The 25,502-nt window shown below is 53.6% G+C and carries 21 protein-coding genes and 1 pseudogene; 6 read left to right on the plus strand and 16 right to left on the minus strand.

The window, feature by feature from the left end; genetic code table 11:
- Positions 1-325 precede the first annotated feature (325 nt).
- The 4 genes from nagE to chiQ all read left to right on the plus strand — a co-directional run bounded on the left by nagE (position 326) and on the right by chiQ (position 6,544).
- Entirely contained in the window at positions 326-2,278 is a 1,953-nt protein-coding gene (nagE, locus tag ACLD3P_RS04535) for a PTS N-acetyl glucosamine transporter subunit IIABC (RefSeq protein ID WP_001023069.1), read from the plus strand.
- Positions 2,279-2,488: 210 nt separating this feature from the next.
- On the plus strand, positions 2,489-4,156 hold the full coding sequence (gene glnS, locus ACLD3P_RS04540; protein ID WP_001287181.1) for a glutamine--tRNA ligase: 1,668 nt from the start codon (positions 2,489-2,491) through the stop codon (positions 4,154-4,156).
- A 599-nt stretch (positions 4,157-4,755) separates the two neighbouring features.
- Positions 4,756-6,162, plus strand: a complete 1,407-nt coding sequence (gene chiP, locus ACLD3P_RS04545; protein WP_001258803.1) for a chitoporin ChiP — start codon at positions 4,756-4,758, stop codon at positions 6,160-6,162.
- Positions 6,163-6,211: 49 nt separating this feature from the next.
- Positions 6,212-6,544 carry a ChiQ/YbfN family lipoprotein gene (gene chiQ / locus ACLD3P_RS04550; protein WP_000722260.1) on the plus strand — a complete coding sequence of 111 codons (333 nt, stop codon included), beginning with the start codon at positions 6,212-6,214 and terminating at the stop codon, positions 6,542-6,544.
- Positions 6,545-6,592: 48 nt separating this feature from the next.
- Here chiQ and tcuC read toward each other — a convergent pair whose 3' ends face one another.
- The 9 genes and pseudogenes from tcuC to ybfF form a co-directional block, all read right to left on the minus strand.
- Positions 6,593-7,897 carry a tricarballylate/proton symporter TcuC gene (gene tcuC, locus ACLD3P_RS04555; protein ID WP_000057014.1) on the minus strand — a complete coding sequence of 435 codons (1,305 nt, stop codon included), beginning with the start codon at positions 7,895-7,897 and terminating at the stop codon, positions 6,593-6,595.
- A gap of 50 nt (positions 7,898-7,947) precedes the next feature.
- Positions 7,948-9,087 carry a tricarballylate utilization protein TcuB gene (gene tcuB, locus ACLD3P_RS04560; RefSeq protein ID WP_366544691.1) on the minus strand — a complete coding sequence of 380 codons (1,140 nt, stop codon included), beginning with the start codon at positions 9,085-9,087 and terminating at the stop codon, positions 7,948-7,950.
- Complete coding sequence (gene tcuA / locus ACLD3P_RS04565; RefSeq protein ID WP_000228705.1) at positions 9,074-10,477, minus strand: FAD-dependent tricarballylate dehydrogenase TcuA; 1,404 nt, start codon at positions 10,475-10,477, stop codon at positions 9,074-9,076. The genes tcuB and tcuA overlap by 14 nt, the downstream gene beginning before the upstream one ends.
- 97 nt (positions 10,478-10,574) lie before the next feature.
- Positions 10,575-11,501 (minus strand): tricarballylate utilization LysR family transcriptional regulator TcuR, encoded by a 927-nt coding sequence (tcuR, locus tag ACLD3P_RS04570; RefSeq protein WP_000423371.1) that lies wholly within the window; start codon positions 11,499-11,501, stop codon positions 10,575-10,577.
- Between the two features lie 114 nt (positions 11,502-11,615).
- Positions 11,616-12,068 (minus strand): ferric iron uptake transcriptional regulator, encoded by a 453-nt coding sequence (gene fur / locus ACLD3P_RS04575; RefSeq protein WP_000131699.1) that lies wholly within the window; start codon positions 12,066-12,068, stop codon positions 11,616-11,618.
- Positions 12,061-12,146: pseudogene (locus tag ACLD3P_RS04580) on the minus strand (ryhB-regulated fur leader peptide). The gene fur and the pseudogene ACLD3P_RS04580 overlap by 8 nt, the downstream one beginning before the upstream one ends.
- Before the next feature lie 203 nt (positions 12,147-12,349).
- Positions 12,350-12,880 carry a flavodoxin FldA gene (gene fldA / locus ACLD3P_RS04585; RefSeq protein ID WP_001018621.1) on the minus strand — a complete coding sequence of 177 codons (531 nt, stop codon included), beginning with the start codon at positions 12,878-12,880 and terminating at the stop codon, positions 12,350-12,352.
- A 150-nt stretch (positions 12,881-13,030) separates the two neighbouring features.
- Positions 13,031-13,324, minus strand: a complete 294-nt coding sequence (gene ybfE / locus ACLD3P_RS04590; protein ID WP_001040939.1) for a LexA regulated protein — start codon at positions 13,322-13,324, stop codon at positions 13,031-13,033.
- A 133-nt stretch (positions 13,325-13,457) separates the two neighbouring features.
- Positions 13,458-14,228 (minus strand): esterase, encoded by a 771-nt coding sequence (ybfF, locus tag ACLD3P_RS04595; RefSeq protein ID WP_000773245.1) that lies wholly within the window; start codon positions 14,226-14,228, stop codon positions 13,458-13,460.
- Positions 14,229-14,412: 184 nt separating this feature from the next.
- On the opposite strand from ybfF, the gene seqA reads away from it, so the two are divergent.
- A complete protein-coding gene (gene seqA, locus ACLD3P_RS04600; protein ID WP_000848395.1) occupies positions 14,413-14,955 on the plus strand; it encodes a replication initiation negative regulator SeqA in 543 nt (180 codons plus the stop codon).
- 24 nt (positions 14,956-14,979) lie between these two features.
- The gene (pgm, locus tag ACLD3P_RS04605; protein WP_000974385.1) at positions 14,980-16,620 is read left to right on the plus strand and encodes a phosphoglucomutase (alpha-D-glucose-1,6-bisphosphate-dependent); all 1,641 of its coding nucleotides are present in this window, start codon (positions 14,980-14,982) and stop codon (positions 16,618-16,620) included.
- Positions 16,621-16,734: 114 nt separating this feature from the next.
- Here the strand turns inward: pgm and ACLD3P_RS04610 are convergent, their stop codons facing one another.
- From ACLD3P_RS04610 to kdpC, 7 genes are all read right to left on the minus strand, one after another.
- A complete protein-coding gene (locus ACLD3P_RS04610; protein WP_000070056.1) occupies positions 16,735-17,220 on the minus strand; it encodes a pyridoxamine 5'-phosphate oxidase family protein in 486 nt (161 codons plus the stop codon).
- Positions 17,221-17,284: 64 nt separating this feature from the next.
- The gene (gene potE, locus ACLD3P_RS04615; protein ID WP_000042658.1) at positions 17,285-18,604 is read right to left on the minus strand and encodes a putrescine-ornithine antiporter; all 1,320 of its coding nucleotides are present in this window, start codon (positions 18,602-18,604) and stop codon (positions 17,285-17,287) included.
- Positions 18,601-20,799, minus strand: a complete 2,199-nt coding sequence (gene speF / locus ACLD3P_RS04620; protein ID WP_001292402.1) for an ornithine decarboxylase SpeF — start codon at positions 20,797-20,799, stop codon at positions 18,601-18,603. Before speF ends, potE begins: the two co-directional genes overlap by 4 nt.
- A gap of 380 nt (positions 20,800-21,179) precedes the next feature.
- Positions 21,180-21,284, minus strand: coding sequence for a leader peptide SpeFL (speFL, locus tag ACLD3P_RS04625; protein WP_015632840.1), 105 nt, complete (start codon positions 21,282-21,284; stop codon positions 21,180-21,182).
- A gap of 277 nt (positions 21,285-21,561) precedes the next feature.
- Positions 21,562-22,239 carry a two-component system response regulator KdpE gene (gene kdpE, locus ACLD3P_RS04630; protein ID WP_220569346.1) on the minus strand — a complete coding sequence of 226 codons (678 nt, stop codon included), beginning with the start codon at positions 22,237-22,239 and terminating at the stop codon, positions 21,562-21,564.
- A complete protein-coding gene (gene kdpD, locus ACLD3P_RS04635; protein ID WP_000997487.1) occupies positions 22,236-24,920 on the minus strand; it encodes a two-component system sensor histidine kinase KdpD in 2,685 nt (894 codons plus the stop codon). Before kdpD ends, kdpE begins: the two co-directional genes overlap by 4 nt.
- Positions 24,917-25,501: a potassium-transporting ATPase subunit KdpC gene (kdpC, locus tag ACLD3P_RS04640; protein WP_000579804.1), complete on the minus strand. Its 585-nt coding sequence runs from the start codon at positions 25,499-25,501 to the stop codon at positions 24,917-24,919. The genes kdpD and kdpC overlap by 4 nt, the downstream gene beginning before the upstream one ends.
- Position 25,502 lies beyond the last annotated feature (1 nt).

Raw genomic sequence — 25,502 nt, forward strand, 5'->3', positions numbered from 1 at the left:
CTTCACCTCAATAATCAATGTCAAAATTTGGCGGATCGTATTAAGCGTAACCTGGATATCCAGGGTTCGTGTTCAATCCGTCCTGATTTTTTGAATCATAAAATAAGTTTTCCGTGTTAGCCAGTGGATGGTGGGGGTAATTACGATATTTAGTGATTATAATCACAAAAAACACCCGTTTAATTTGCGAGGCGAATTAATTTTCCACACACTCTGCAGAAGATGATCTCACCGTTCGATTACAGAACATCACGTTTTTAACGTTTGCAGCACAATAAAAAACGGCTTCAAAGAAGCCATATCGGCGTCTCGTAGGGGGAATAAGATGAATATTTTAGGTTTTTTCCAGCGGCTGGGTAGGGCGTTGCAGCTCCCTATCGCCGTGTTGCCGGTGGCAGCGTTGTTGCTGCGATTCGGCCAACCAGATTTGCTGAATATGCCGTTTATCGCGCAAGCGGGCGGGTCTATTTTCGATAACCTGGCGCTGGTCTTCGCTATCGGCGTGGCATCCAGTTGGTCTAAAGATAGCGCGGGCGCGGCAGCGCTGGCGGGAGCCGTGGGTTACTTCGTCATGACCAAAGCGATGGTGACGATTAACCCGGAAATCAACATGGGCGTGCTGGCGGGGATTATTACCGGTCTGGTCGGCGGCGCGGTTTATAATCGCTGGTCTGGTATCAAACTGCCTGATTTTCTCAGTTTCTTCGGTGGAAAACGTTTTGTGCCGATCGCAACGGGCTTTTTCTGTCTGGTGCTGGCCGCTATTTTCGGTTACGTCTGGCCGCCGGTACAGCATGGCATCCATGCGGGCGGTGAATGGATCGTTTCCGCAGGCGCGCTGGGTTCCGGTATCTTTGGCTTCATCAACCGTCTGCTGATCCCAACCGGTCTGCATCAGGTACTGAACACCATCGCCTGGTTCCAGATTGGCGAATTCACCAATGCCGCAGGCACTGTATTCCACGGCGACATCAACCGCTTCTATGCTGGCGACGGCACGGCGGGGATGTTTATGTCCGGCTTCTTCCCGATCATGATGTTTGGTCTGCCGGGCGCCGCTCTGGCGATGTATTTCGCCGCGCCGAAAGAACGTCGTCCGATGGTGGGCGGTATGCTGCTGTCTGTCGCGATTACCGCGTTTCTGACCGGCGTAACCGAGCCGCTGGAATTCCTGTTTATGTTCCTGGCGCCGCTGCTGTACCTCCTGCACGCCATTTTGACCGGTATCAGCCTGTTCGTCGCGACGCTGCTGGGTATCCATGCAGGCTTCTCTTTCTCGGCAGGCGCGATCGACTATGTTCTGATGTATAACCTGCCAGCGGCCAGCAATAACGTCTGGATGTTGCTGGTGATGGGCGTTGTATTCTTTATCATCTACTTCCTGCTGTTCAGCGCGGTTATTCGTATGTTTAACCTGAAAACGCCGGGCCGCGAAGATAAAGTTGATGAGATGGTAACGGAAGAAGCCAACAGCAACACCGAAGAAGGGTTAACGCAACTGGCGACCAGCTATATTGCTGCGGTTGGCGGTACGGACAACCTGAAAGCGATCGATGCGTGTATTACCCGTCTGCGCCTGACCGTGAATGACTCTGCTCGTGTCAACGATGCGGCCTGCAAACGCCTCGGCGCTTCCGGCGTGGTGAAACTGAACAAACAGACCATTCAGGTTATTGTCGGCGCGAAAGCGGAATCGATTGGCGATGAAATGAAGAAAGTGGTGGCGCGGGGACCGGTCGCGGCAGCGTCTGCTGATGCGGCTCACGTTGCAACACCTGCTCCGGCGGCCAAACCCCAGGCGGTGCCGAATGCGGTGACTATCGCTGAACTGGTCTCTCCGATTACCGGTGAGGTAGTGGCGCTGGATCAGGTACCGGATGAAGCTTTCGCCAGCAAAGCGGTCGGCGACGGCGTAGCGGTGAAACCCACCGATAAAACCGTGGTTTCTCCGGCGGCGGGTACTATTGTGAAAATCTTCAACACTAACCACGCGTTCTGTCTGGAAACCGAAAAAGGCGCGGAGATCGTTGTCCATATGGGTATCGATACTGTCGCGCTGAACGGTCAGGGCTTCAAGCGTCTGGTAGAAGAGGGTGCGGAAGTCACGGCGGGTCAGCCGGTTCTGGAACTGGATCTGGACTTCCTGAATGCCAATGCGCGTTCCATGATAAGCCCGGTTGTTTGCAGCAACAGCGATGACTTCAGCGCTCTGGTCATCAAAGCGGATGGTCACGTGGTAGCGGGTCAAACGCCGCTGTACGAGATCAAGAGCAAATAATCGCTTCCTGGCCGGATAAGGCGTAAGACGTCATCCGGCGATATCACAGAAAACATAAGCGGCAGAGGGAAACCTTCGCCGCTTTTTTTTACCGCAATTAGCCCCAATATTTTCTGCAAAGCCACTTTTTAAGTAACTAAAGGTTGTCAGTCTGTCCGGCTTATAAGATCATATGCCGTTATACGTTGTTTACGCTTTGAGGAATCCACGATGAGTGAGGCTGAAGCCCGCCCGACTAACTTTATTCGTCAGATTATTGATGAAGATCTGGCGAGTGGTAAACATACCACTGTCCATACCCGTTTTCCGCCGGAGCCGAATGGCTATCTGCACATCGGCCACGCGAAATCTATCTGCCTCAACTTTGGCATCGCGCAAGATTATCAGGGCCAGTGCAACCTGCGTTTCGATGACACCAACCCGGTAAAAGAAGATATCGAGTACGTTGATTCGATCAAAAACGACGTCGAGTGGTTAGGCTTTCACTGGTCTGGCGATATTCGCTACTCCTCCGATTACTTTGACCAACTGCACGCCTATGCGGTCGAGCTGATCAATAAAGGCCTGGCCTACGTTGATGAGCTGACGCCGGAGCAGATCCGCGAATACCGCGGTACGCTGACCGCGCCGGGTAAAAACAGCCCGTTCCGCGATCGCAGCGTCGAAGAAAACCTCGCGCTATTTGAAAAAATGCGTACCGGCGGTTTTGAAGAGGGTAAAGCCTGTCTGCGCGCCAAAATCGACATGGCGTCGCCGTTTATCGTGATGCGCGATCCGGTGCTGTATCGCATTAAATTCGCCGAGCATCATCAGACCGGCAACAAGTGGTGCATCTACCCGATGTACGACTTTACTCACTGCATCAGCGATGCGCTGGAAGGTATTACTCATTCTCTGTGTACGCTGGAGTTCCAGGACAACCGTCGTCTGTACGACTGGGTACTGGACAACATCACCATTCCGGTTCACCCGCGCCAGTACGAATTCTCGCGGCTGAATCTGGAATATACCGTGATGTCCAAGCGTAAGCTGAACCTGCTGGTGACCGACAAACACGTTGAAGGCTGGGATGATCCGCGTATGCCGACTATTTCCGGTCTGCGCCGTCGCGGCTATACCGCGGCTTCTATTCGTGAGTTCTGCAAACGCATCGGCGTCACCAAGCAGGACAACACCATTGAGATGGCGTCGCTGGAATCCTGCATTCGCGAAGATCTGAACGAAAACGCGCCGCGCGCGATGGCGGTAATCGATCCGGTAAAACTGGTTATCGAAAACTATCCGCAGGGCGAGAGCGAAATGGTTACCATGCCTAACCATCCGAATAAACCGGAGATGGGCAGCCGTGAAGTGCCGTTTAGCGGTGAGATCTGGATCGATCGCGCGGATTTCCGCGAAGAAGCGAACAAGCAGTACAAGCGTCTGGTGATGGGCAAAGAAGTGCGTCTGCGTAATGCCTACGTCATTAAAGCGGAGCGCGTAGAGAAGGATGCCGAAGGGAATATCACCACCATCTTCTGTACCTATGATGCCGATACGCTGAGTAAAGATCCGGCTGACGGGCGTAAAGTGAAAGGCGTAATCCACTGGGTTAGCGCAGCACATGCGTTGCCGATTGAAATTCGTCTCTACGACCGTCTGTTTAGCGTGCCGAATCCAGGCGCCGCGGAGGACTTCCTGTCCGTTATCAACCCCGAATCATTAGTGATTAAGCAGGGGTATGGCGAGCCGTCGCTGAAAGCGGCGGTAGCAGGGAAAGCTTTCCAGTTTGAACGTGAAGGCTACTTCTGCCTCGACAGCCGCTATGCAACGGCCGATAAGCTGGTCTTTAACCGTACCGTGGGCCTGCGTGATACCTGGGCGAAAGCGGGCGAATAAGCACTGCGCCAACAGGCGAATGCTGTAAAAATACCTTGTCAACGCCGCGTTTTGCGGCGTTTTTTCTCTGCATTTCCAAGAGCCTATCCCATTAGGGCTATTTTACTTGCCATTTTGGACCTGGGCAGTGCTCAAAATCCTCACGTACTACGTGTACGCTCCGGTTTTTGCGCGCTGTCCGTGTCCAAACTGGCTGCGCCAATAACGCCTGGTGGGATAGGCTCTAAGTCGATTCTCTTTTTTGCGAGGCGAATTAATTATTCTCTGAAAATTATTGATCTGATAAATGATTATTAATCTAAATGTTATAAGCGTCAGGTCAACAGGAGACAATTATTTTCATGCCTATGGAAAACAAGTCAATTTTCTTTCTGGCGGTCTGCTTCCCTCACCAGCAGTTGAATGTAACAGAAAGCAATTAAATATGTGCGGTTGCTCATATTATTACATACTGGTTACAGAAAGAGATTGATAATTCGCATCGCGAAAAATAGTCTATTTAACGTAGTAAATGAGGTTTCTCAGCGCTACTTTTTATTTTTATTTTTTCGCTGTTCGCTTTTGTCGGCAGCAATTTATACGTCAAAGAGGATTAACTTATGCGTACGTTTAGTGGCAAACGTAGTACGCTGGCTCTGGCTATCGCCGGTATCACAGCAATGTCGGGGTGGATCGTTGTTCCGCAGGCGCAAGCCTCCGGCTTTTTCGACGACTCCACGTTAACGGGCGGCATCTATTATTGGCAGCGTGAACGCGATCGCAAAGATGTGACCGACGGCGACAAATATAAAACTAACCTTTCTCATGCGACCTGGAACGCTAACCTGGATTTTCAGTCTGGTTACGCCGCGGATATGTTCGGTCTGGATATCGCGGCGTTTACCGCGATTGAAATGGCAGAAAACGGCGACAGCGGTCATCCAAACGAAATTGCCTTCTCGAAAAAGAATAAAGGCTACGACGAAGACTATTCCGGCGATAAGAGCGGTATCAGTCTTTATAAAGCCGCAGCGAAATTTAAATATGGCCCGGTCTGGGCGCGCGCCGGTTATATTCAGCCTACCGGTCAGACGCTGTTAGCGCCGCACTGGAGTTTTATGCCGGGTACCTATCAGGGTGCGGAAGCCGGCGCCAGTTTTGACTATGGCGATGCGGGCGCGTTAAGTTTTTCCTACATGTGGACTAACGAATATAAAGCGCCGTGGCATACCGAAATGGATAAGTTTTATCAGGCGGATAAAAAAACCAATGTGGATTATCTCCACTCTATCGGCGCGAAGTACGACTTTAAAAATGATCTGGTGCTGGAAGCGGCGTTTGGTCAGTCCGAAGGCTATGTCGATCAATATTTCGCAAAGGCCAGCTATAAATTTGATTTAGGCGGCAATCCGTTCACCACCAGTTACCAGTTCTACGGCGCGCGCGACAAAGTAGACGATCGCAGCGTGAATGATATTTACGACGGTACGGCCTGGCTGCAGGCGTTGACCTTCGGCTACAAAGTCGCGGAAGTGGTTGACCTGCGTCTGGAAGGCACCTGGGTGAAAGCGGACGGTCAGCAGGGCTATTTTCTGCAACGTATGACGCCAACCTACGCCTCTTCAAACGGTCGTCTGGATATCTGGTGGGATAACCGCTCCGACTTTAACGCTAACGGTGAAAAGGCGGTTTTCTTCGGCGCGATGTATGACCTGAAAAACTGGAATCTGCCGGGCTGGGCTGTGGGTGCGTCTTACGTTTACGCCTGGGATGCTAAACCGGCAACCTGGCAAAGTAACCCGGATGCTTACTACGACAAAAACCGCACTATCGAAGAGTCCTCATACAGTCTGGATGCGGTCTATACCCTGCAGGAGGGGCGTGCCAAAGGCACCATGTTCAAACTGCACTTCACCGAATATGACAACCACTCCAATATTCCAAGCTGGGGCGGTGGTTACGGCAACATCTTCCAGGATGAACGTGACGTGAAATTTATCGTTATTGCGCCATTCACTATTTTCTGATGTCAGATGCGGCAGGCTGCCGGTCTGCCGCGCTGTTGAGGAACGACCTATGAAAAAAATTTTACTCATCGCCAGCATGACTGCCGGTTTGACGGCCTGCGCGTCATCACCCGCGCCGGAAGAAGATAGTCGGCTGAAAGAGGCGTACAGCGCCTGTATCAATACCGCACAGGGCTCGCCTGAGAAGATAGAGGCCTGCCAAAGCGTACTGAATGTCCTTAAAAAAGAGCGCAAACATCAGCAATTTGCTAACGAAGAAAGCGTGCGGGTACTGGACTATCAGCAGTGCATTCAGGCGACGCGCACGGGTAACGATCAGGCGGTCAAGGCTGACTGCGATAAGGTCTGGCAGGAAATTCGCAGTCATAATAACGTGCAATAAAACCCTGCCTTGCCACCCACGGGCGAATGTTTTCCGCCCGTGGTTTTTTCAGGCTTTATTTTCTGCCGCGATATAGCCGCGACTCAGACGTACAAACAGCATCGCCGTCGCGGCAAGTCCACATAACGCTGCGCACATCAGCCACCAGCCGGGCGAGCTTTTATCGCCGGTTAACTTTACCAGCGCGGTAGAGATGGCCGGCGTCAGGCCGCCAAAAATTGCCGTCGCCAGGCTAAAGGCCAGCGAGAAACCAACGGTACGCACATAGACTGGCATCACTTCGGTTAACGCCGCGACCATTGCGCCGTTATACATGCCAAAAAAGAAAGAGAACCACAGCAGTACCAGCGTCATGCGGGTAAAGTCGGGCGCGGCGGTCAGCCACTGCATGACGGGCCAGGTGGTGATCAGCGCCAGCAACGTAATGCCCATTAACACGGCGCGACGGCCAATCCGGTCGGAAATCGCGCCGCCAATGGGTAACCAGATAAAATTGGACACCCCCACTAACATGGTGACGATCAAACTGTCCCGCGCGCTGAGATTAAGCACGGTTCTGCCATAGGTCGGTGTATAAACGGTGATAAAATAAAACGTTGTGGTGGTCATCGCCACCAGCAGCGTTCCGGCCGTAATAATGCGCCAGTTTTTGGCGATAGTTGCAAAAATTTCCCTGGTGTCGGGGCGATGCTTGCGTTGTAAAAACGCTTCTGTTTCTTGTAATGAACGACGTAAAACAAAAATCAGCGGAATGATCATACAGCCGATAAAGAACGGAATTCGCCAGCCCCACTCCGATATCGCGTCGTGTCCCAGCGTGATATTCAGGCTATAACCAATCAACGCGGCGACAACGATCGCGACCTGCTGACTGGCGGATTGCCAGCTGGTATAAAACCCTTTATTGCCTGGCGTTGCGATTTCGGACAGATAGACTGAGACGCCGCCTAACTCAACGCCCGCAGAAAATCCTTGTAATAACCGGCCCAACAGCACCAGCGCAGGCGCTGCCAGGCCGATCGTTTGGTAGCCGGGGACGAGGGCGATGAGCAACGTACCGCAGCCCATAATCGCCAGCGTCACCATCAGCCCTTTACGACGTCCGATTCTGTCAATATAGGCGCCAAGCACAATCGCGCCGACGGGGCGCATTAAAAAACCGGAGCCAAAGACGGCAAAGGTCAACATTAATGAGGCAAATTCGCTTTCCGCCGGAAAAAACGTTCTGGCGATATAGGTGGCGTAAAATCCGAACAAGAAAAAATCAAACTGTTCAAGAAAATTGCCGCTTGTCACGCGCAGTATTGCGCCGAACGTGCCGGCGCGCGATGTTGCAGGTGTGTGTTGTGCCATAGGGTTTGCTCTCCACTGTCTTTATTGTTTTATGGGTAAGATGTTGCGGGTCAGTTGCCTGTATCCCCCGCATGTTTTCCGCGTCGCTTCTCAACTGCCCATTTGAGTAAGGCCGCGCAGCGGAAAAATCCGTGGGCGAATTTTCCGTAGGGAAGGGTGAGAAAGAGCGCCATCACCACGCCTAAATGGAGCGCCAGCAGTATGCCCATTCCGCTGGTGTCTCTGCCTGCCAGCAGCGCCAGCCCGGTAAGACTGGTTAAGAACAGCAGCAGAATAAAGCTGCGATCCATGGGTTTCTGGCGCGCATCGCCATGTAACGGCGACCGCCGCAGATTGAGCCACAGTAGCCCGGCCGGGCCGATAAGCAGACCGATACCGCCCAGCGTGCCGAGCATGACCGGCAGGCTAAAAAACGGGTAGGGCGCTTCCCAACCGGCGACATAGTGATAGCCCGTCGCCACGACCGTGGCGGCAAAACAGAGCATAAAACCGTAGAAGGTAAAGTGATGAAAGCGACGGCGCAGCAGCGTGAACGCATCGTCCGCTTCGTTACAGCCTTTGCCGTGACCGCCGTCGAGATATTTCAGCGTTAACGCATTGTGCGACGCTTCCGCAATCTCCGCCGAACGCGGTACCCCCGGCGAGATCTCACGCCAGAAGCGGATTACGCCCGCCATAAGCAAACCGATTGCCAACACAAAAACTGAGCCAAACATCCATGCCAGCAGGCTATGCGGAAAAATTTGATAGAAGTCACCGGCCAGCGGCGGATGAATCAGCGACCCTTTCAGCGCCATCGTCAGTAATAAAAAGAGCGTCAGACCGACTATCAGCGCCAGCGCGACGGTGATCCCCGCCCGACGGTATAACGCGCCAAAAGCGGCGGGCTGGGCATACTGTTGATACGTCTCCAGGCGGGCTTGCGCCATCGCTTTCGGCACGTTAATGGCAAATTCATGGGGTGGCGCGTACTGGCACGCGTGCAGGCAGGCACCGCAGTTATGACATAAATTTGCCAGATAATGAATATCGGCTTTACCGAATTCGAGCCGCTGGGTCATCGCCGGAAATACCGCGCAAAAACCTTCGCAGTAGCGACATGCGTTACACACTTGCATGACGCGTTCGACCTCGGCTTCCGGTTCGGTAAGCACGGTGGCCTCAATGATTAATTTTTCAAGCTGTTTCATGCTGCGCCTCCTTGTGCGCCGCGCGAGCGGCTTCTATTCCCGCAATGCGGCCAAAGGTTGTGCCGATAGACATGCCGACGCCTGCGGTATACCCCTTGCCCAGAACATTTCCTGCCATCATCTCGCCAGCAACAAATAGGTTGCGGCTTGGATGACCGGCAAAATGCACCGCGGCACGTTCGTTAACTTTCAGGCCCAGGTAGGTAAACGTGATGCCGGGTCGCAGCGCATAACCGTAGTAGGGCGGCGCATCAAGCGGGCGCGCCCAGTGGGTTTTCGCCGGCGTCAGGTTTTTGGTGGCGCAGTCATCAAGCAAGGTATGATCAAAATGACCGGGTTGGCAGGCCTGGTTATACTGCGTGACGGTATGGGTAAATTTTTCCGCGTCCAGCCCCAACTGGCAGGCCAGCTCAGCCAGCGTATTGGCCTGCGCGCCAGGAAAAACCGGCGGCATAAAGTGGCCGATGGCTTTGCTGTCGATAATCGAATAGCCAATTTGTCCTGGCTGTTGAGCCACCAGCCGCCCCCAAATGGCGTAACGCTTCGGCCAGAAATCTTCGCCTTCATCATAAAAACGTTCGGCGTCGCGATTCACGACAATACCCAGCGATACGCAATCCACGCGAGTACAAATACCGCCGTCGTACAGCGGCGCCCTGGCATCAATCGCTACGCAGTGCGACTGGGACGGATCGCCAATGATATCCGCGCCGGCATCCATCATAAATTTGAGTAATACGCCCTGGTTAAAACGCGTGCCGCGAATCAGGAAATTATCCGCGGGCCATTCGCCGCGGGCGTTTTCTCCCCAGGCCTCCCGCAGCCATTCACGGTTTGATTCGAAACCGCCAGCCGCTAATACGCAGGCTTTGGCGGTAATACGTTCGCTACCCGCCAGCGCTGCCACGAATTCGCCGTCATGAAGTTCAAGCGCGTGAACCGGCGTGTTATAGCGAATCTGTACGCCCAGCCGTTCGGCGCTACGGTAATAGGCATTGACGAGCGCTTTCCCTCCGCCCATAAAAAACGCATTGGTGCGCGCAACGTGGAGCGCCCCAGATAGCGGCGGTTGAAAGTTAACGCCATGTTTGCGCATCCAGTCGCGGCATTGCGAAGAGGTGCGAATGACCAGCCGCGCCAGCGCCTCGTTGGTGTTGCCGTCGGTGACTCGCCACAGATCCTGCCAGAATTCCTCTTCAGGATAGCTTTCTACCAGCACATCCTGCGGCGCATCATGCATACAGCGCAGGTTTCGTGTGTGCTGAGAATTTCCGCCGCGCCATTCTCGCGGGGCAGCCTCCAGCAGCAGAACCGATGCGCCCGCTTCCCGTGCGGTCAGGGCGGCGCATAATGCGGCATTGCCTCCGCCTATCACCAGTACATCAACCATCTTATACTCCCGTACCATTTAACTATTTGTTAAATTTGTAATTGAAATGTATACGGATAAATAAGCGGCGCGCTATCAGGTAGCGCTAAACAGGGGTTTAGTAAGCGTAAAGGGTTGCGCCTGGCCATTCACCAGCGTCGACTAACTGACGCATAACTTTGGTAAGGACTACTCTGGCGGCAAGGCCGGCGGGCGTCAGTTCATCATCCGACAGGCTGACTAAAAAATTGGGGCGGCTGAGTACCGGATTATGGACGCCGATCACGCGTAGCGCGTCGTTATCCAGATGAGAAATCGCCGCGCCGGGCTGCAACGTGGCGCCAAGACCGTCGCGCACGGCGCGCATCAACAACGCCAGGCCGTCAATTTCCGCGACGATTTCAACGTTAAGCGCATGTTCCTGGCAGACAGCGTCCAGCCTGCCGCGCAGCCCGTGTCCCTGGCTTGGCATAATGAGCGGAATGCCTGCCAGTTGTTCAGGTGTGATCGGGTTATCAGGAAGCGCCGCCAGCAGGGCATGGGAGCCAATCAGAAAAAGCTGTTCTTCAAGGATCGGTCTGGCGCTCCAGCGCAGGATTTTATCTTTTTGAAAGACAACGGCTAAATCAATCTGGCGGGTATTGATCATTCTTTCCAGATTACCGGACAAGCTTTCCACCACATGCAGTCGGACATCGGCATAGTTTTCCTGCATGGCATGGATAAACGGTATACCCAGTATGGAGGCGGTACTGGGGGCCATTCCTACGCTCACATGACCGGAAAGGCGCGCTTCTCTGGCGGCGAGAATCGCATCGTCGGCATGACGCAGGGCGAGTTGCGCCTGCGAATAAAAGGCCAGCCCGGCGTTGGTTGGCGTTACGCCGCGCGAGGTGCGCTGCAGCAGACGGATAGCAAGCTCGTTTTCCAGACGGGACATCTGTTGACTTAATGCTGAAACGCCAATATCAAGATCCTGCGCGGCGCTGCCCATACTGCCGGTTTCAATAATACGCACGAAATAGCGTAACTGGCGAAGCTCCATTCCTGCTCTCCTGAGATGCGATAGCGTTTTTTACATTAAATCAACATCAAGCGGCAGGAAAGAGGAGGATATAAAAAAGCCAACCGGGCGGTTGGCTCTTCGAAAGATTTACACTTATTTAGTCGCGTCATCGTGCGCGTGCTCGTCTTCGCGGCAGTCGCCTTCAGCGCAGTGGCCGTAAAGATAGAGGCTGTGATTAGTTAAACGAATACCGTGTTTCGCCGCAATTTCACGCTGGCGCGCTTCAATAGAGTCATCACTAAATTCAATCACTTTTCCGCAGTCAAGGCAGATAAGATGGTCGTGATGATGCTGTTGCGTCAGTTCAAAAACGGATTTACCGCCTTCAAAATTATGGCGGGTCACGATACCGGCATCGTCAAACTGGTTCAGCACACGGTATACGGTTGCCAGACCGATTTCTTCACCCATGTCGATCAGGCGTTTGTATAAATCTTCCGCACTGACGTGATGGTTATCTGGTTCCTGAAGAACTTCCAGAATTTTTAAACGAGGAAGCGTTACTTTCAGGCCAGCCTTCTTTAATGCGGTATTGTTGTCAGTCATGCGGAATCTGTCCTGTTGCTAAACGATTCACTTCATTAGAGAAGTGACAGAAATTGCACTCAAGATAATGCGTATCATTATAGGACTGCCATGCCGAAATGAAAACCGCAAGTCTCTCGCAGATGTTAATAAAACTGTGGTTTTGCCTGCAAATTCTGGCGCCACCTGATTACACCCGGACATTGTACAGGGATGGGTGCGAAAGTTACAAATTTGTAGCAATTATTTTGATTGGTCTTGTCTATTGATGCGGCGCAGATATAACGCTGCGCCGCATAAGATTAGGCGTTGAGGATGTCGTCGAGGTGCAATTCAGCTGAAACTTGCTTAACCCATTTTTCAACACGCTCGGCGGTCAGTTCAGGCTGACGGTCTTCGTCAATCGCCAGGCCGACAAAATGATCGTCGTCAGCCAGACCTTTAGAGGCTTCAAAATGATAGCCTGCGGTTGGCCAGTGACCCACAATCGTGGCGCCGCGCGGCTCAATAATGTCGCGAATCGTGCCCAGCGCATCACAGAAGTATTCCGCGTAGTCTTCCTGATCGCCACAGCCAAACAGCGCCACCAGCTTACCGTTAAAGTCAATCTCTTCGAGAGTCGGGAAGAAGTCATCCCAGTCACATTGCGCTTCGCCATAGTACCAGGTTGGGATGCCCAGCAGCAGAATGTCATACCCTTCCAGGTCTTCTTTACTGCTTTTTGCAATGTCATGCACATCGGCAACGTCTTTACCAAGCTGTTTTTGAATCATTTTTGCGATATTTTCGGTATTACCGGTGTCGCTGCCGAAAAAGATGCCAGTGATTGCCATGAGTAAAATAACCTCTTGAAACTTATTGAAATGGTGGTGGCGAATTGCCCACGGATAAGGGCAATCATAGCAGAACAGGCAGATATGCGGAAACAGCAATCACGCGGGACTGCACGCTCTGCTACACGAAATATGAAACAAAACTTATTTTCAGACTAAACCCTGGCCGCGCAGCGCCATAAGCTGCTTCATTAATATTTCTTCAATGAGCTCGCTGCGGCTAATGTTGCGCGCTTCGGCCAGCTCATTCAGCGCGTCAACCGCTTGTGCGTTGAGTTTTAATTCGACACGCTTGAGGCCACGAACTTTGTCGCGTTTTAACTGGTTGCGCTTGTTGATGCGTAACTGTTCATCGCGCGAAAGCGGATTCGTTTTAGGTCGTCCCGGGCGACGCTCGTGCGCGAACAGATCTAATGTCGTACGGTCCGTTTGTTCTTTGGCCATGATTTTGGTGACTTCGGGGGAAACAATCAGCCAGGCTTATGCCCGGATGGATAGCGCGCCATCATACATCAGCGAGGAAGCGACGCCAACGCCCGCGCGCGTAATCGCGCACGGGCGATGAGTTTTTAATCAGTTAGCGTTTATCGTGCAGATAACGGCGGATGGCGCGCAGAACCGCCTCTGGTTTTTCGGCATGTACCCAGTGGCCCGCGCCGGCGATCACATGCGCGCGCGCCAAAGGGAATTGCGCCAGCAGCGCGTCGCGGTACGCTTCGGTCACGTACGGCGAGTTACCGCCTGGAATAAACAGTGCCGGATGTTCCCAGGGCGGAATGGTTTCCCAGCCGACGATATGCGGATACTGCTCCCATAATACCGGAACATTAAAACGCCATTCGCCTTCAGCCCAGGATTTTAACAGAAACTGGATTACGCCTTCTTCGTTGAGGTGTTGGCGCATAATCCCTGCCGCCTGTTGGCGGGATGTCGCGTCGGATTCGCTGACGGCGTTAATGGCCGCGAAAATGCGATCGTGGCGGCGAACGTGATAATCCACGGGGGCGATATCAATCGCGACCAGACGATCGATGCGATCGGGCGCCAGCGCCGTCAGCGCCATTACCGCTTTTCCACCCATGGAATGACCAATAAACGTCGCTTTTTCAATCTGCTGCGCGTCAAGCGTATCCAGAAGATCCTGGGCCATTGCCGGATAATCCATGACCGGATCGCGCGGCGATAAACCATGATTGCGCATATCGACCTGAATAATGTCGTGATCGGTCACCAGATCGCGCGCCAGTACGCCGAGGTTGTCCAGGCTGCCAAACAGGCCATGAACGAGAACGATGGGGGAATTATTGTGCAGGTTTTGTGCAGATTGCGCTCGGATGTTTAATTTCATGGCAAAGTTCTTTTTTTCGCTCTGTCGGGTTAGGGTATTATGTTGACCATTCTGCCACTGGGCTGCAACCTCTAAGGTTTACTCCGAGTTTTTTTGTCAGCCGGGCTTAACGCTATCCGCTGTTGGGATTTGTTCCTATAATCCCAATGACTTGTATTCAGCAAAGACATCGCACTGGATTAAGATGAAAACGATTGAAGTTGATGATGAACTCTATAGCTATATTGCCAGCCACACCAAGCATATCGGCGAGAGCGCATCCGACATTTTACGGCGTATGTTGAAGTTTTCCGCCACGACACAGCCAACGGCTTCAGCGGTGAAGGGGACGCCTGCGGCGCAACCCGTTGCCGAAGCGAAACCGGTCAACCCGGTAAAAGACAAAGTTCGCGCGATGCGTGAGCTATTGTTGTCTGACGAATATGCCGAGCAGAAAAAAGCGGTCAACCGCTTTATGCTGATTCTGACTACACTCTATTCACTGGATCACCACGCGTTTGCGGAGGCGACGGAGTCGTTGCATGGCCGCACGCGCGTCTATTTTGCGGCGGATGAACAAACGCTGCTGAAAAATGGGAATCAAACTAAACCTAAGCACGTTCCCGGCACGCCGTACTGGGTGATCACCAACACCAACACCGGCCGTAAATGCAGCATGATCGAACACATCATGCAGTCAATGCAATTCCCGGCGGAATTGATTGAAAAGGTTTGCGGAACAATTTAATCCTTGCATTAGAAGGACCAGGCAATGGCAATCCACAACCGCGCAGGACAACCCGCGCAACAGAGTGATTTGATTAACGTCGCCCAACTGACGGCGCAGTATTATGTACTGAAACCGGAGGCAGGGAATGCAGAACATGCCGTGAAATTTGGCACTTCCGGCCATCGCGGCAGCGCAGGTCGTCACAGTTTCAACGAACCGCATATTCTGGCGATCGCCCAGGCGATTGCTGAAGAGCGGGCGAAAAATGGCATTACCGGCCCCTGCTATGTGGGGAAAGACACCCATGCGCTCTCGGAACCGGCCTTCATTTCCGTGCTGGAAGTGCTGGCGGCAAACGGCGTGGACGTTATCGTGCAGGAAAATAATGGCTTTACGCCAACGCCTGCCGTGTCAAATGCTATCCTGGTCCATAACAAAAAAGGCGGCCCGCTGGCTGATGGTATTGTCATTACGCCGTCGCACAATCCGCCGGAAGATGGCGGTATTAAATATAATCCGCCCAATGGCGGCCCGGCGGATACCAACGTCACTAAAGTGGTAGAAGATCGCGCCAATGCGCTGCTGGCGGGCGGCCTGCAAGGCGTTAAGCGCATCTCTCTGGATGCGGCAATGGCCTCGGGCCACGTTAAAGCGGTAGATCTGGTACAGCCGTTTGTCGAAGGGCTGGCGGATATCGTTGATATGGCGGCGATTCAGAAAGCCGGTCTGACGCTGGGTGTCGATCCGCTGGGCGGCTCCGGTATTGAATACTGGAAACGTATCGCTGAGCATTACAAACTTAACCTGACGTTAGTTAACGATCAGGTTGATCAAACCTTCCGCTTTATGCACCTTGATAAAGACGGCGCGATCCGCATGGATTGCTCCTCCGAATGTGCGATGGCGGGTTTGCTGGCGCTGCGTGACAAGTTTGACCTGGCCTTCGCCAACGACCCGGACTACGACCGTCATGGCATCGTGACGCCTGCAGGGCTGATGAACCCGAACCATTATCTGGCGGTCGCCATTAACTATCTGTTCCAGCATCGTCCGCTGTGGGGCAAAGACGTGGCTGTCGGTAAAACGCTGGTCTCTTCCGCGATGATTGACCGCGTGGTGAATGACTTGGGACGCAAGCTGGTAGAAGTACCGGTTGGCTTCAAATGGTTTGTTGACGGTTTGTTCGACGGCAGCTTTGGTTTCGGTGGAGAAGAGAGCGCGGGCGCTTCGTTCCTGCGTTTCGACGGTACGCCGTGGTCTACCGATAAAGACGGTATCATCATGTGCCTGCTGGCGGCGGAAATCACCGCCGTTACCGGGAAAAACCCGCAAGAGCATTACAATGAACTGGCAGCGCGTTTTGGCGCCCCGAGCTATAACCGTCTGCAGGCGGCAGCGACATCGGCCCAGAAAGCGGCATTGTCTAAACTGTCTCCGGAAATGGTCAGCGCCAGCACGCTGGCAGGCGACCCGATCACCGCGCGTCTTACCGCAGCGCCGGGTAATGGCGCATCGATTGGCGGCCTGAAGGTAATGACCGATAACGGCTGGTTCGCCGCGCGTCCATCCGGTACGGAAGACGCTTACAAGATCTATTGCGAAAGCTTCCTGGGGGAAGAACATCGCAAGCAGATTGAGAAAGAAGCCGTTGAAATCGTTAGCGAAGTATTGAAAAACGCCTGATGGGCGATATGGAAGAAAAAGGAGCCTTACGGCTCCTTTTTTGTATTAACGGCGCTGCGCTTATCAGGCCTGTAAATCGCCTCCAGGCCGGATAAGGCGCTTGTGATATCTGACTTATTCGCTCTGAGTCGCCAGATGTCGGCGGCAGGTGAGGGCGTCGCATTCAATACGCACCACGCAAACCGCTTTCATCATATCTTCCCGATAACTGAAGGTTTTTCCCGGATCGGTCTGACGCATAATGACGTCCAGGCCGTAGCGCATCTCCTCGCGTGTTTGCAATATCGATGCCAGCCCGGTGGCGAAAACGCTGGTGTAGGCGTAGCTATAATCACAGGGGTCATCGGCACGTAGTAATGCATGGTCGCCGTCCATTTCAATGCATACTGCCGGGTTCTTACGTAACAGACGCATCTTTTTCCCGGTGCGTGCGCCGTGAAAATAAAATATCCAGCGTCCATTCTGATACTCGTAGCCAAAATTTACGGGGACAACATACGGACAGAGATTGTCGTTAAACCCTATTCGACACACTTCGTGTTTACTGAGAATAGCCAGTATTTCTGCTATATCAGTGACTTCCCGTTCTGGATTACTCATTTCTATTATCTTATTCAAAGAGTGAAAATGCCCGGACTACCGTTACCGCAGCCCGGGCATGCCATCAGCCGTGTTTATTTTTCAATTCAAAACGCGGTGAGACCAGGCCATATAACGTCCAGCCGAGGAAGGTCACAATTGAGCCGTACAGCATGGCTTCTTCACCGGAGGAATATAGCGCGTAGAAGCTATACATGGCGCCAACGAAGGCCACGAAGTTAGCGACTTTCGCTTTTGATGACGGCACATTCGCCATTTTCTGAATGATAACCAGCGCGGCCATCGACAGAATATACGGAATAATGTTCGTCACCACCGCCAGGTTAACCAGGACGTTAAACTGACTATTCAGCGACGGGCTAATGGTCATCAGCGACAGGCCAGTCTGAATAATCACAATAATCAGCATCCCCTGTACCGGCGCGTCGACTTTCGTTACACGAGAGAAGACTTTCGGGAAATAGCCTTCGTCAGCGGAGGATTTAAAGACCTGGGCGATAGTGAACTGCCAGCCCAGCAGCGAGCCGCAGCAGGACATTACCATCAGCGCCATGATCACTTTACCTACCGCAGGCGTGAACATCTGGGCAAACGCCAGACCAAACGGCGCCGTGGAGTTCGCCAGATCCATGTTCGGCACAATCCCGGCAATCACGTTAGTCGAAACGATATAGATGACCGCCGCGCCCAGCGTACCGCCCAGTACCGCGATGGGGACGTTCTTTTCCGGATTCTCGACCACGTCTGCGTTGGCGCAGGCGGATTCCAGTCCAAGAAATGCCCACAACGTCATGGCGATGGAAGAACCGACCGCGCTAAAGAACGGAACATGGTGCGGGTTCCATGACGCTACGTACATGCTGGGGCTAAACCAGAACCAGCCAATGATGCACAGGCCGACAACCGGAATGATGACGCCCCAAACGGTAACGCTACTGATCTGTCCGGTAATACGCGCGCCGCCAAAGTTTGCGATAGTACAAACCCACAATACGGCGATAGTCGCCAGACCGATCTGGAGCGGCGTCAGCGCGGCGCCGAACAGCTCGGTGCCATAGCCGACAGCGGAGATGGCGATAGCCACGTTGGCGATCAGCAGCGAGACGCCGTAGGTATAGTTCGCCATAAAGTTGCCGGATTTACCGAAGGCATATTCGGCGTAACCGCCCATGCCGCCGGATTTACGGCTAAACATACCGCATTTCGCAAACGCCCAGGCCAGCGCCATCGAGCCGACGGCGGTGACCAGCCAGGAGATAATGGATATCGTGCCGACTTCAGACAGTTTGGTCGGTAGCATGATGATCCCGGAGCCCATCATGTTGACCATAGTCAGAATTGTGAGCTGCACGACACCCATTTTATTGGATTTAGGTTTACTCATAATTTTTCCTCCTTCAGCAGGGAGCGCTGCGCGTCACGAGGTTTAATGACGTAGCACCAGACCTGCTTACGGCCGTCGTGTTCTTCGATATAAACGCCCTGCAGTTCAGGCGCAAAGCCCGGCAGCAGGTTGATCCCTTCTTCCAGGGCGCTGAAGTAACGCAGGACAGAACCGCCCCAGATTTCACCCGGAACTACACACAGCACTCCCGGCGGGTAAGGCAGAGCGCCTTCAGCCGCGATACGACCTTCCGCTTCCGGCAGGCGAACCAGTTCGACCTCGCCGCGCAGATAGGCATAGTTGGCCTCTTGCGGATTCATACTGACTTTCGGGAAATGCGATTTACGGAACATCTCTTTTTGCAGCTGTTTCACGTTGTGCCGCGCATAGAGATCGTGCATCTCCTGGCAAAGCTGACGCAGGGTGTAGCCGGCATAACGCGCTTCATGCTGTTTGTAGATGGACGGTAATACTTCCGCTAACGGCGCATCAGCTTCCAGCAGTTTTTCGAAACGAGCCAGCAGGGCGACAAGCTGTTGTAACTTCGCCATGTCTTCTGCCGGCGTCAGCAGGAACAGAATGGAGTTGAGGTCGCATTTTTCCGGCACAACGCCGTTCTCGCGCAGGAAGTTGGCGAGGATCGTGGCAGGAACGCCAAAGTCTTCATATTCGCCGCTCGCTGCATTAATGCCCGGTGTGGTGAGCAGCAGTTTGCAAGGGTCGACAAAGTACTGATGTTCGGCATAGCCTTCAAACGCATGCCAGTGTTCTCCCGGAACGAAGTGGAAGAAGCGCAGATCGCTGGCGATCTCTGATGTCGGGTATGACTGCCACGGCTTACCATCAATCAGTTCCGGTACGAACGGACGGATGTGATGACAGTTTTCGAGGATCAATTTACGGGCATCGATGCCGTTAACCACGCAATCCATCCACATATTGCGACCGCTGACGCCTTCGTGCATTTTGGCGTTAACGTCCAGCGCGGCGAACAGCGGATAGAACGGGCTGGTGGAGGCGTGCATCATAAAGGCGTTGTTCATGCGCTTATGCGGAACGTAGCGCGATTGCCCTTTGATATGGCTATCTTTTTTATGGATCTGCGAGGTCTGGGAGAAACCGGCTTGTTGTTTGTGAACGGACTGCGTCACCAGAATACCCGGGTCGTTTTCGTTCAGTTCCAGCAGCAGCGGTGAACAATCGGCCATCATCGGAATAAATTGTTCATAGCCGACCCAGGCGGAGTCAAACAGGATGTAGTCGCACAGATGACCAATTTTATCGACGACCTGACGGGCGTTATAAATGGTACCGTCGTAGGTGCCTAACTGGATGACGGCCAGACGGAATGGACGTGCTTCGCGGGCACGCTGCGGCGCGACTTCGCTAATCAGCTCGCGCAGGTAATCTTCTTCGAAGCAGTGAGCGTCGATCCCGCCGATAAAACCATACGGGTTACGCGCGGTTTCCAGATAAACTGGCGTTGCGCCCGCCTGCAATAATGCGCCGTGGTGGTTAGATTTGTGGTTGTTACGGTCAAACAGTACCAGATCGCCCGGCGTTAACAGCGCGTTGAGTACGACTTTGTTAGAGGAGGAGGTCCCGTTCAGCACAAAGTAGGTCTTATCGGCGTTAAAGACTTTCGCCGCATGTTGCTGCGCAATGCAAGGTGCGCCTTCGTGAATCAGCAGATCGCCCATCGCCACGTCCGCGTTGCATAGGTCGGAGCGGAAGAGCGTTTCGCCAAAGTATTCCACGAACTGATTACCGGCAGGATGACGGCGGAAGAATTCGCCGCCCTGATGCCCCGGGCAGTCAAATGCGCTGTTGCCCTGGTTGACATAATCCACCAGCGCGCGGAAAAACGGCGGACGTAACTGCGTTTCGTAGTGGCTTGCTGCGGTTTCCAACTGGCGACCATAGAAGGCAGTACGGGATTCATTATATTCGAATACACCAGAGATACGCGGCAAATACTCAGGCGGTACGCGCCCTTCGTCATGAGTCGCGACAAACACGGGAATACCGTAACCCGTTGCGTCGATTTCATCGAGTTTTCCGTGTTCAATGTCGTCGATGGATAACACGATGGCAGCCACGTCGATGAAACGACTCTCATCAACATTTACAATATTACGGTGTGTAGAAAAACAATCCGGGCAATGACGGCTAACGGCAATTTTTAATTCTGACATTTTTTCATCTCTTTATTTCAGGTAATAGCAGGCCCTCAATTTCTCGCATGAGAAACTGATTCTTCCGGAAAAAATCAAAGCTATCCCGCTGATAAAAAAATCAGTAAATTAGCTTTATTTTAGATGTAATAAATCCCAACCCGTCCGGTTGCAGGAAATTCAGGATTTAAGGAGTTGAGTACTACGATATACAGGCAGAAACCGTGATAACTAAAATTGCGCTGAGTCGGAATTTCTTCTATCAAACCAGATGGTTAGCTGGCTGGACGTAAAGGAATTACCGTACTGTCGCTTTTAACAATTCGAGTTATTTAGGCAATAGACCTGAATGACATAAGGGTCGGAAAGACCTGTATGCTGAAGTACCCGTAGCAGAAAAACTACCGGGCATTAAAGAAATGAAAATCGAAACTATTACGGTGGGCAAACATCATAATATGCGTTGTCCGCCTTATATGGGGCATAAAACGATTATTATTTTCCATTTTGAGGTCCTTTCATTGATTTATTGAAAGCATGGATATTTTATCCAGGGAGCGCCAGCGATCTGTGAACCAGATCAACAAAAAACGATCATTTGAAAAATAATTAGTCGGCGATTATGCATATCGTGCTGTGAAATAACGGATTGTTTCTTAAATGTTAATTATATGTTTTTTATATCCTTCATAAAATATAATATCGCCGCGAAAATAATTATTCGCGACGCCGAAAATAAATGACATAAAAATTAGAAGTTATTTAAAAATAATGAATGGCTATTCACGGCATAAAGCGATAGCCAATTCCGGTTTCGGTAATAAAATGGCGTGGGCGGGTGGGATCTTGTTCCAGTTTCTGGCGTAAATGTCCCATATAGATGCGCAAATAGTGGCTATGCTCCACGGCGTTAGGGCCCCAGACCTGGTTTAATAACTGCCGTTGGGTTAATACCTTGCCGGCATTATTGAGTAATACCGCCAGCAGGCGGAACTCAATCGGCGTCAGATGGATTTCTTCGTCGCCACGGTGGATCAACCGTGCGGCGAGATTGACCGTCACGCCGGAAAAGCGGACGATCGGATCGGCGCAAGGGCTGGCGGCGTGCCGTCGCAGCGCGACGCGCAAACGCGCCTGCAGCTCGCCAATGCCGAATGGCTTGCTCAGGTAATCATCAGCTCCAGCGTCAAGCGCGGCAATCTTATCGCTTTCTTCGCTGCGGGCGGAAAGGACAATCACCGGTATTGCGCTCCACTGACGCAGGTCGCGAATAAAATCGATTCCGTCGCCGTCCGGCAGGCCGAGATCGAGAATAATCAGATCGGGCTTTCGCGTGGCGGCTTCCAGTAAACCACGTTGTAATGTTTCAGCTTCATACACGCGCAGACCGTCGCCTTCCAGCGCGGCGCGCAGAAAGCGGCGGATGGCCTGTTCATCTTCAACAATCAGAACGTTTGTCACATATCCTCATGAAAATCATCAAGTTCAGGTGGCTTTCCTTGCGGCAGCGTCACACGGAAACAGGCGCCGCCCTGCGGTCGATTATAGGCGGTAAGCGTGCCGCCGTGTACCTCTACGATAGCATGGCAAATCGCCAGCCCCAGCCCCACGCCGGGGACGGCGGACTCTTTGTTGCCGCGGGCGAACTTATCGAAAATCTTCTGTTCTTGCCCCGCAGGAATACCCGGCCCGTTATCCCAGACATCCAGTTGTAAACGATCGTCCTTAACCGCAGCATCAATGCCGATACTGGCCTGCGGCCCGGCGTACTTAACGGCGTTTTCCAGCAAGTTGATCAGGACACGCTCAAATAAGGGGCCATCGACATGGATAAGCGTTAACTGTTGCGGCAGCGACAATGTAATCGGATGCAATAAACCCGGCTCTAACATCTGTAACGCGCTACCGACGACCTCTTCCAGCGTCAGCCACTCTTTTTTAAGATTAAACCCGCCGGACTGAATACGCGCCATATCCAGCAAATTATTCACCAGCCGGGTGGTGTTGAGAATATGCTGGCGGATTTCACTGGCCTGACGCGCGTGGGGCGATCCTGCGCTGGCTAAATCCAGCGTCAAAATTTCCGCCTGGCCGAACAATACCGTCAGCGGCGTGCGTAAATCATGCGATAGCGCCGCCAGCAGAGCGTTGCGAATACTTTCGCGCTCGCTGGCGAGACGCGCCTGTTCTTCGCTGGCGGTTAGCGTCAGTCGTTCCAGCGCGTTGGCGACAAGCAGAGTAAATGTTTCCAGCAGGCGTTGCTGTTCCGGCACCATTAACTGACGCAAATTACCCGGTTCGACGATAGCCAGACCGTATGTTTTATCGGCGCTTTTCAGCGGCAGGATTTGATAAGGCACGCCAGGGAGGGTATCGGTGCCTGCGCCGGCAGGCTGGCCTTTATCAAAACTCCAGCGCGCAATTGCGTCGTCCCACGGCGTCATGCCTTGCTGGTGGGTGAGAGGCAGCAACTTACCGTTAGCATCAGGTAACAAAATTTGGCTGCGCGCCTGGAACGTCGAGGCGATAAACCGCTCGCTGGTCGCGGCGATATCATGTTCGCTACGCCCGACGGCCAGCGCTTTAGACATTTCATATAAATGGCGGGTACGCTGTTCCCGATAACGGGCGACGCGCGCCTGATAGCGCACCCCGGCAGTAAGATTGCCAATCACCAGACCAACCGTCAGCATCACGGCAAAGGTCAGCAAATATTGCACGTCCGAAACGGCGAGCGTACCGCGTGGCGCGATAAAAAAGAGATCGAAACTCGCCACGTTAATCACCGTCGCCACCACCGACGGCCAGCGTCCGTAAAGCAGCGCAATCACCACTACGCCCAGCAAATAGAGCATCACCAGATTGGCGGCGTCGAAGGTGACAAGCCACTGCATAGCGATAAGCGTGGTGATGGCGCAAAGCGCCACGGCGACCAGACAGCCCTGAATCTGCCCACGCCATTTCTCTTTAAAAGGTCGGTTATCAGGCGTTTGCGCCAACGCGCGGGCAGGCGGTTCTTCCAGCGCGACGATCACCTGATCGAGATCCGGCGCGCGCCTGGCAAGACGGTCGGCGAAAGCGTCACGTCGCCACCAGCGTCGCGACGCCGGGCGGCCCATGACGATTTTCCCCAGATTATGTTCGCGGGCATAGCGCACGACCGCTTTCTCTTCGGCGGGATCGGACAGGGTGGCGGTTTCCGCGCCAAGCTCCTGCGCCAGGCGCAGCGCGCTTAAAATGGCCCGCCGTTGTTTTTCCGGTAAGCGGTGTAACGTTGGCGTTTCGACATAGACGGCGTGCCAGACGCTGCCGAGCCGGGAGGCCAGACGCGCCGCGGTACGCACCAGTTTTTCGCTGCCGGTGTTATGCCCGATACACAGTAAAATCGCATCGCGGGTATGCCATACTTTTTCTTCGCCCGGATGCGCGCGCCAGGCGCGCATCTGATCGTCCACGCGATCGGCTGTCCGGCGTAGCGCCAGCTCGCGGAGGGCGATCAGATTGCCCTTGCGGAAAAAATGTTCAATAGCGCGTTCCGCCTGACCGGCGATATACACTTTACCTTCGTTGAGCCGTTGGCGCAGATCGTCGGGCGGCAGATCGACCAGTACGACTTCATCGGCGGCATCAAAAAAGGGATCGGGGACGGTTTCGCGCACCTGAATCCCCGTGACGCCGCTCACCACATCATTCAGACTTTCCAGATGTTGTACGTTCACGGTGGTGAAAACGTCGATTCCCGCTTCCAGCAGCTCTTCAATATCCTGCCAGCGCTTAGGATGGCGTGAGCCAGGCGCGTTACTGTGCGCCAGCTCATCCATTAAAATCAGCGCCGGACGCCGGGCGAGGGCGGCATCCAGGTCAAATTCGCGAATTTGCCGCCCCCGGTGCGAGTGACGTTTTGGCGGCAGAATGGTCAGTCCGTCAAGTAGCGCGGCGGTCTCTTTACGGCCATGCGTCTCTACCACGCCGATCACCACATCCAGCCCCTGCGCTCGCAGCCGCTGCGCTTGCGCCAGCATCGCCCAGGTTTTTCCGACGCCTGCGCAGGCGCCGAAGAAAATTTTCAACTTCCCCCGGTGGGGCGGGGGCGTTTGTTCCAACAAGCGATCCGGATCAGGACGCAAGGGTTCGTCGTTCATTTCGCTCTGTGTCCCTGTAGCGCATCCAGCGCCAGATTAAGCTCAACAATATTCACCACCGGTTGCCCAAGAAAGCGCGCCAGCGGCCTGTGCGTATATTCTGCAACCAGTTGCGCGACCTGTTCAACGGGAAGCTGGCGAGCCGCCGCCACGCGGGGGATTTGCCATGCCGCGGCGCCGGGCGTCAGATTATTATCCAGCCCGCTTGCCGAGGCCGTCGCCAGCTCAACCGGAACCGCGGAACTCGCCTGGGGGTTAGCGGCGCGTAGCGCGGCGACGCGGGCCTGTATTTGCGCATCCAGTTCGGGATTGCTGGCGGCCAGGTTGCTTCCGCCCGACGCCAGTGGATTATAAGGCGTATCGGCGGTGGCGGAGGGCCGGCCATGAAAATAACCCGCGGCGGTAAACGATTGTCCGATAAGCGCTGAGCCGCGTATCACATTGTCTTTATGAATCAGCGAGCCATTAGCCTGCCAGGGAAACCACCACTGCCCCAACGCCGTGGTCAGAAGCGGATACACTCCACCGGTCAATAACAGCAGAAATAACATTGTCGAAAAAGCAGGACGTAAACCGATCATC

This window comes from Salmonella sp. 741265073_HBA, from assembly GCF_046569105.1.
GTDB lineage: Bacteria > Pseudomonadota > Gammaproteobacteria > Enterobacterales > Enterobacteriaceae > Salmonella > Salmonella enterica.

What these genes read in the sequence shown, in the direction of transcription:
- glnS (WP_001287181.1), top strand. Translation starts at nt 2,489, where the DNA reads ATGAGTGAGGCTGAAGCCCGCCCGACTAACTTTATTCGTCAGATTATT.
- tcuA (WP_000228705.1), bottom strand. Translation starts at nt 10,477, where the DNA reads ATGGTTGATGTACTGGTGATAGGCGGAGGCAATGCCGCATTATGCGCC.
- ybfF (WP_000773245.1), bottom strand. Translation starts at nt 14,228, where the DNA reads ATGAAATTAAACATCCGAGCGCAATCTGCACAAAACCTGCACAATAAT.
- fur (WP_000131699.1), bottom strand. Translation starts at nt 12,068, where the DNA reads ATGACTGACAACAATACCGCATTAAAGAAGGCTGGCCTGAAAGTAACG.
- pgm (WP_000974385.1), top strand. Translation starts at nt 14,980, where the DNA reads ATGGCAATCCACAACCGCGCAGGACAACCCGCGCAACAGAGTGATTTG.
- chiQ (WP_000722260.1), top strand. Translation starts at nt 6,212, where the DNA reads ATGAAAAAAATTTTACTCATCGCCAGCATGACTGCCGGTTTGACGGCC.
- seqA (WP_000848395.1), top strand. Translation starts at nt 14,413, where the DNA reads ATGAAAACGATTGAAGTTGATGATGAACTCTATAGCTATATTGCCAGC.
- potE (WP_000042658.1), bottom strand. Translation starts at nt 18,604, where the DNA reads ATGAGTAAACCTAAATCCAATAAAATGGGTGTCGTGCAGCTCACAATT.
- ACLD3P_RS04610 (WP_000070056.1), bottom strand. Translation starts at nt 17,220, where the DNA reads ATGAGTAATCCAGAACGGGAAGTCACTGATATAGCAGAAATACTGGCT.
- speFL (WP_015632840.1), bottom strand. Translation starts at nt 21,284, where the DNA reads ATGGAAAATAATAATCGTTTTATGCCCCATATAAGGCGGACAACGCAT.
- tcuB (WP_366544691.1), bottom strand. Translation starts at nt 9,087, where the DNA reads ATGAAACAGCTTGAAAAATTAATCATTGAGGCCACCGTGCTTACCGAA.
- tcuR (WP_000423371.1), bottom strand. Translation starts at nt 11,501, where the DNA reads ATGGAGCTTCGCCAGTTACGCTATTTCGTGCGTATTATTGAAACCGGC.
- ybfE (WP_001040939.1), bottom strand. Translation starts at nt 13,324, where the DNA reads ATGGCCAAAGAACAAACGGACCGTACGACATTAGATCTGTTCGCGCAC.
- speF (WP_001292402.1), bottom strand. Translation starts at nt 20,799, where the DNA reads ATGTCAGAATTAAAAATTGCCGTTAGCCGTCATTGCCCGGATTGTTTT.
- fldA (WP_001018621.1), bottom strand. Translation starts at nt 12,880, where the DNA reads ATGGCAATCACTGGCATCTTTTTCGGCAGCGACACCGGTAATACCGAA.
- tcuC (WP_000057014.1), bottom strand. Translation starts at nt 7,897, where the DNA reads ATGGCACAACACACACCTGCAACATCGCGCGCCGGCACGTTCGGCGCA.
- kdpC (WP_000579804.1), bottom strand. Translation starts at nt 25,501, where the DNA reads ATGATCGGTTTACGTCCTGCTTTTTCGACAATGTTATTTCTGCTGTTA.
- chiP (WP_001258803.1), top strand. Translation starts at nt 4,756, where the DNA reads ATGCGTACGTTTAGTGGCAAACGTAGTACGCTGGCTCTGGCTATCGCC.
- nagE (WP_001023069.1), top strand. Translation starts at nt 326, where the DNA reads ATGAATATTTTAGGTTTTTTCCAGCGGCTGGGTAGGGCGTTGCAGCTC.
- kdpD (WP_000997487.1), bottom strand. Translation starts at nt 24,920, where the DNA reads ATGAACGACGAACCCTTGCGTCCTGATCCGGATCGCTTGTTGGAACAA.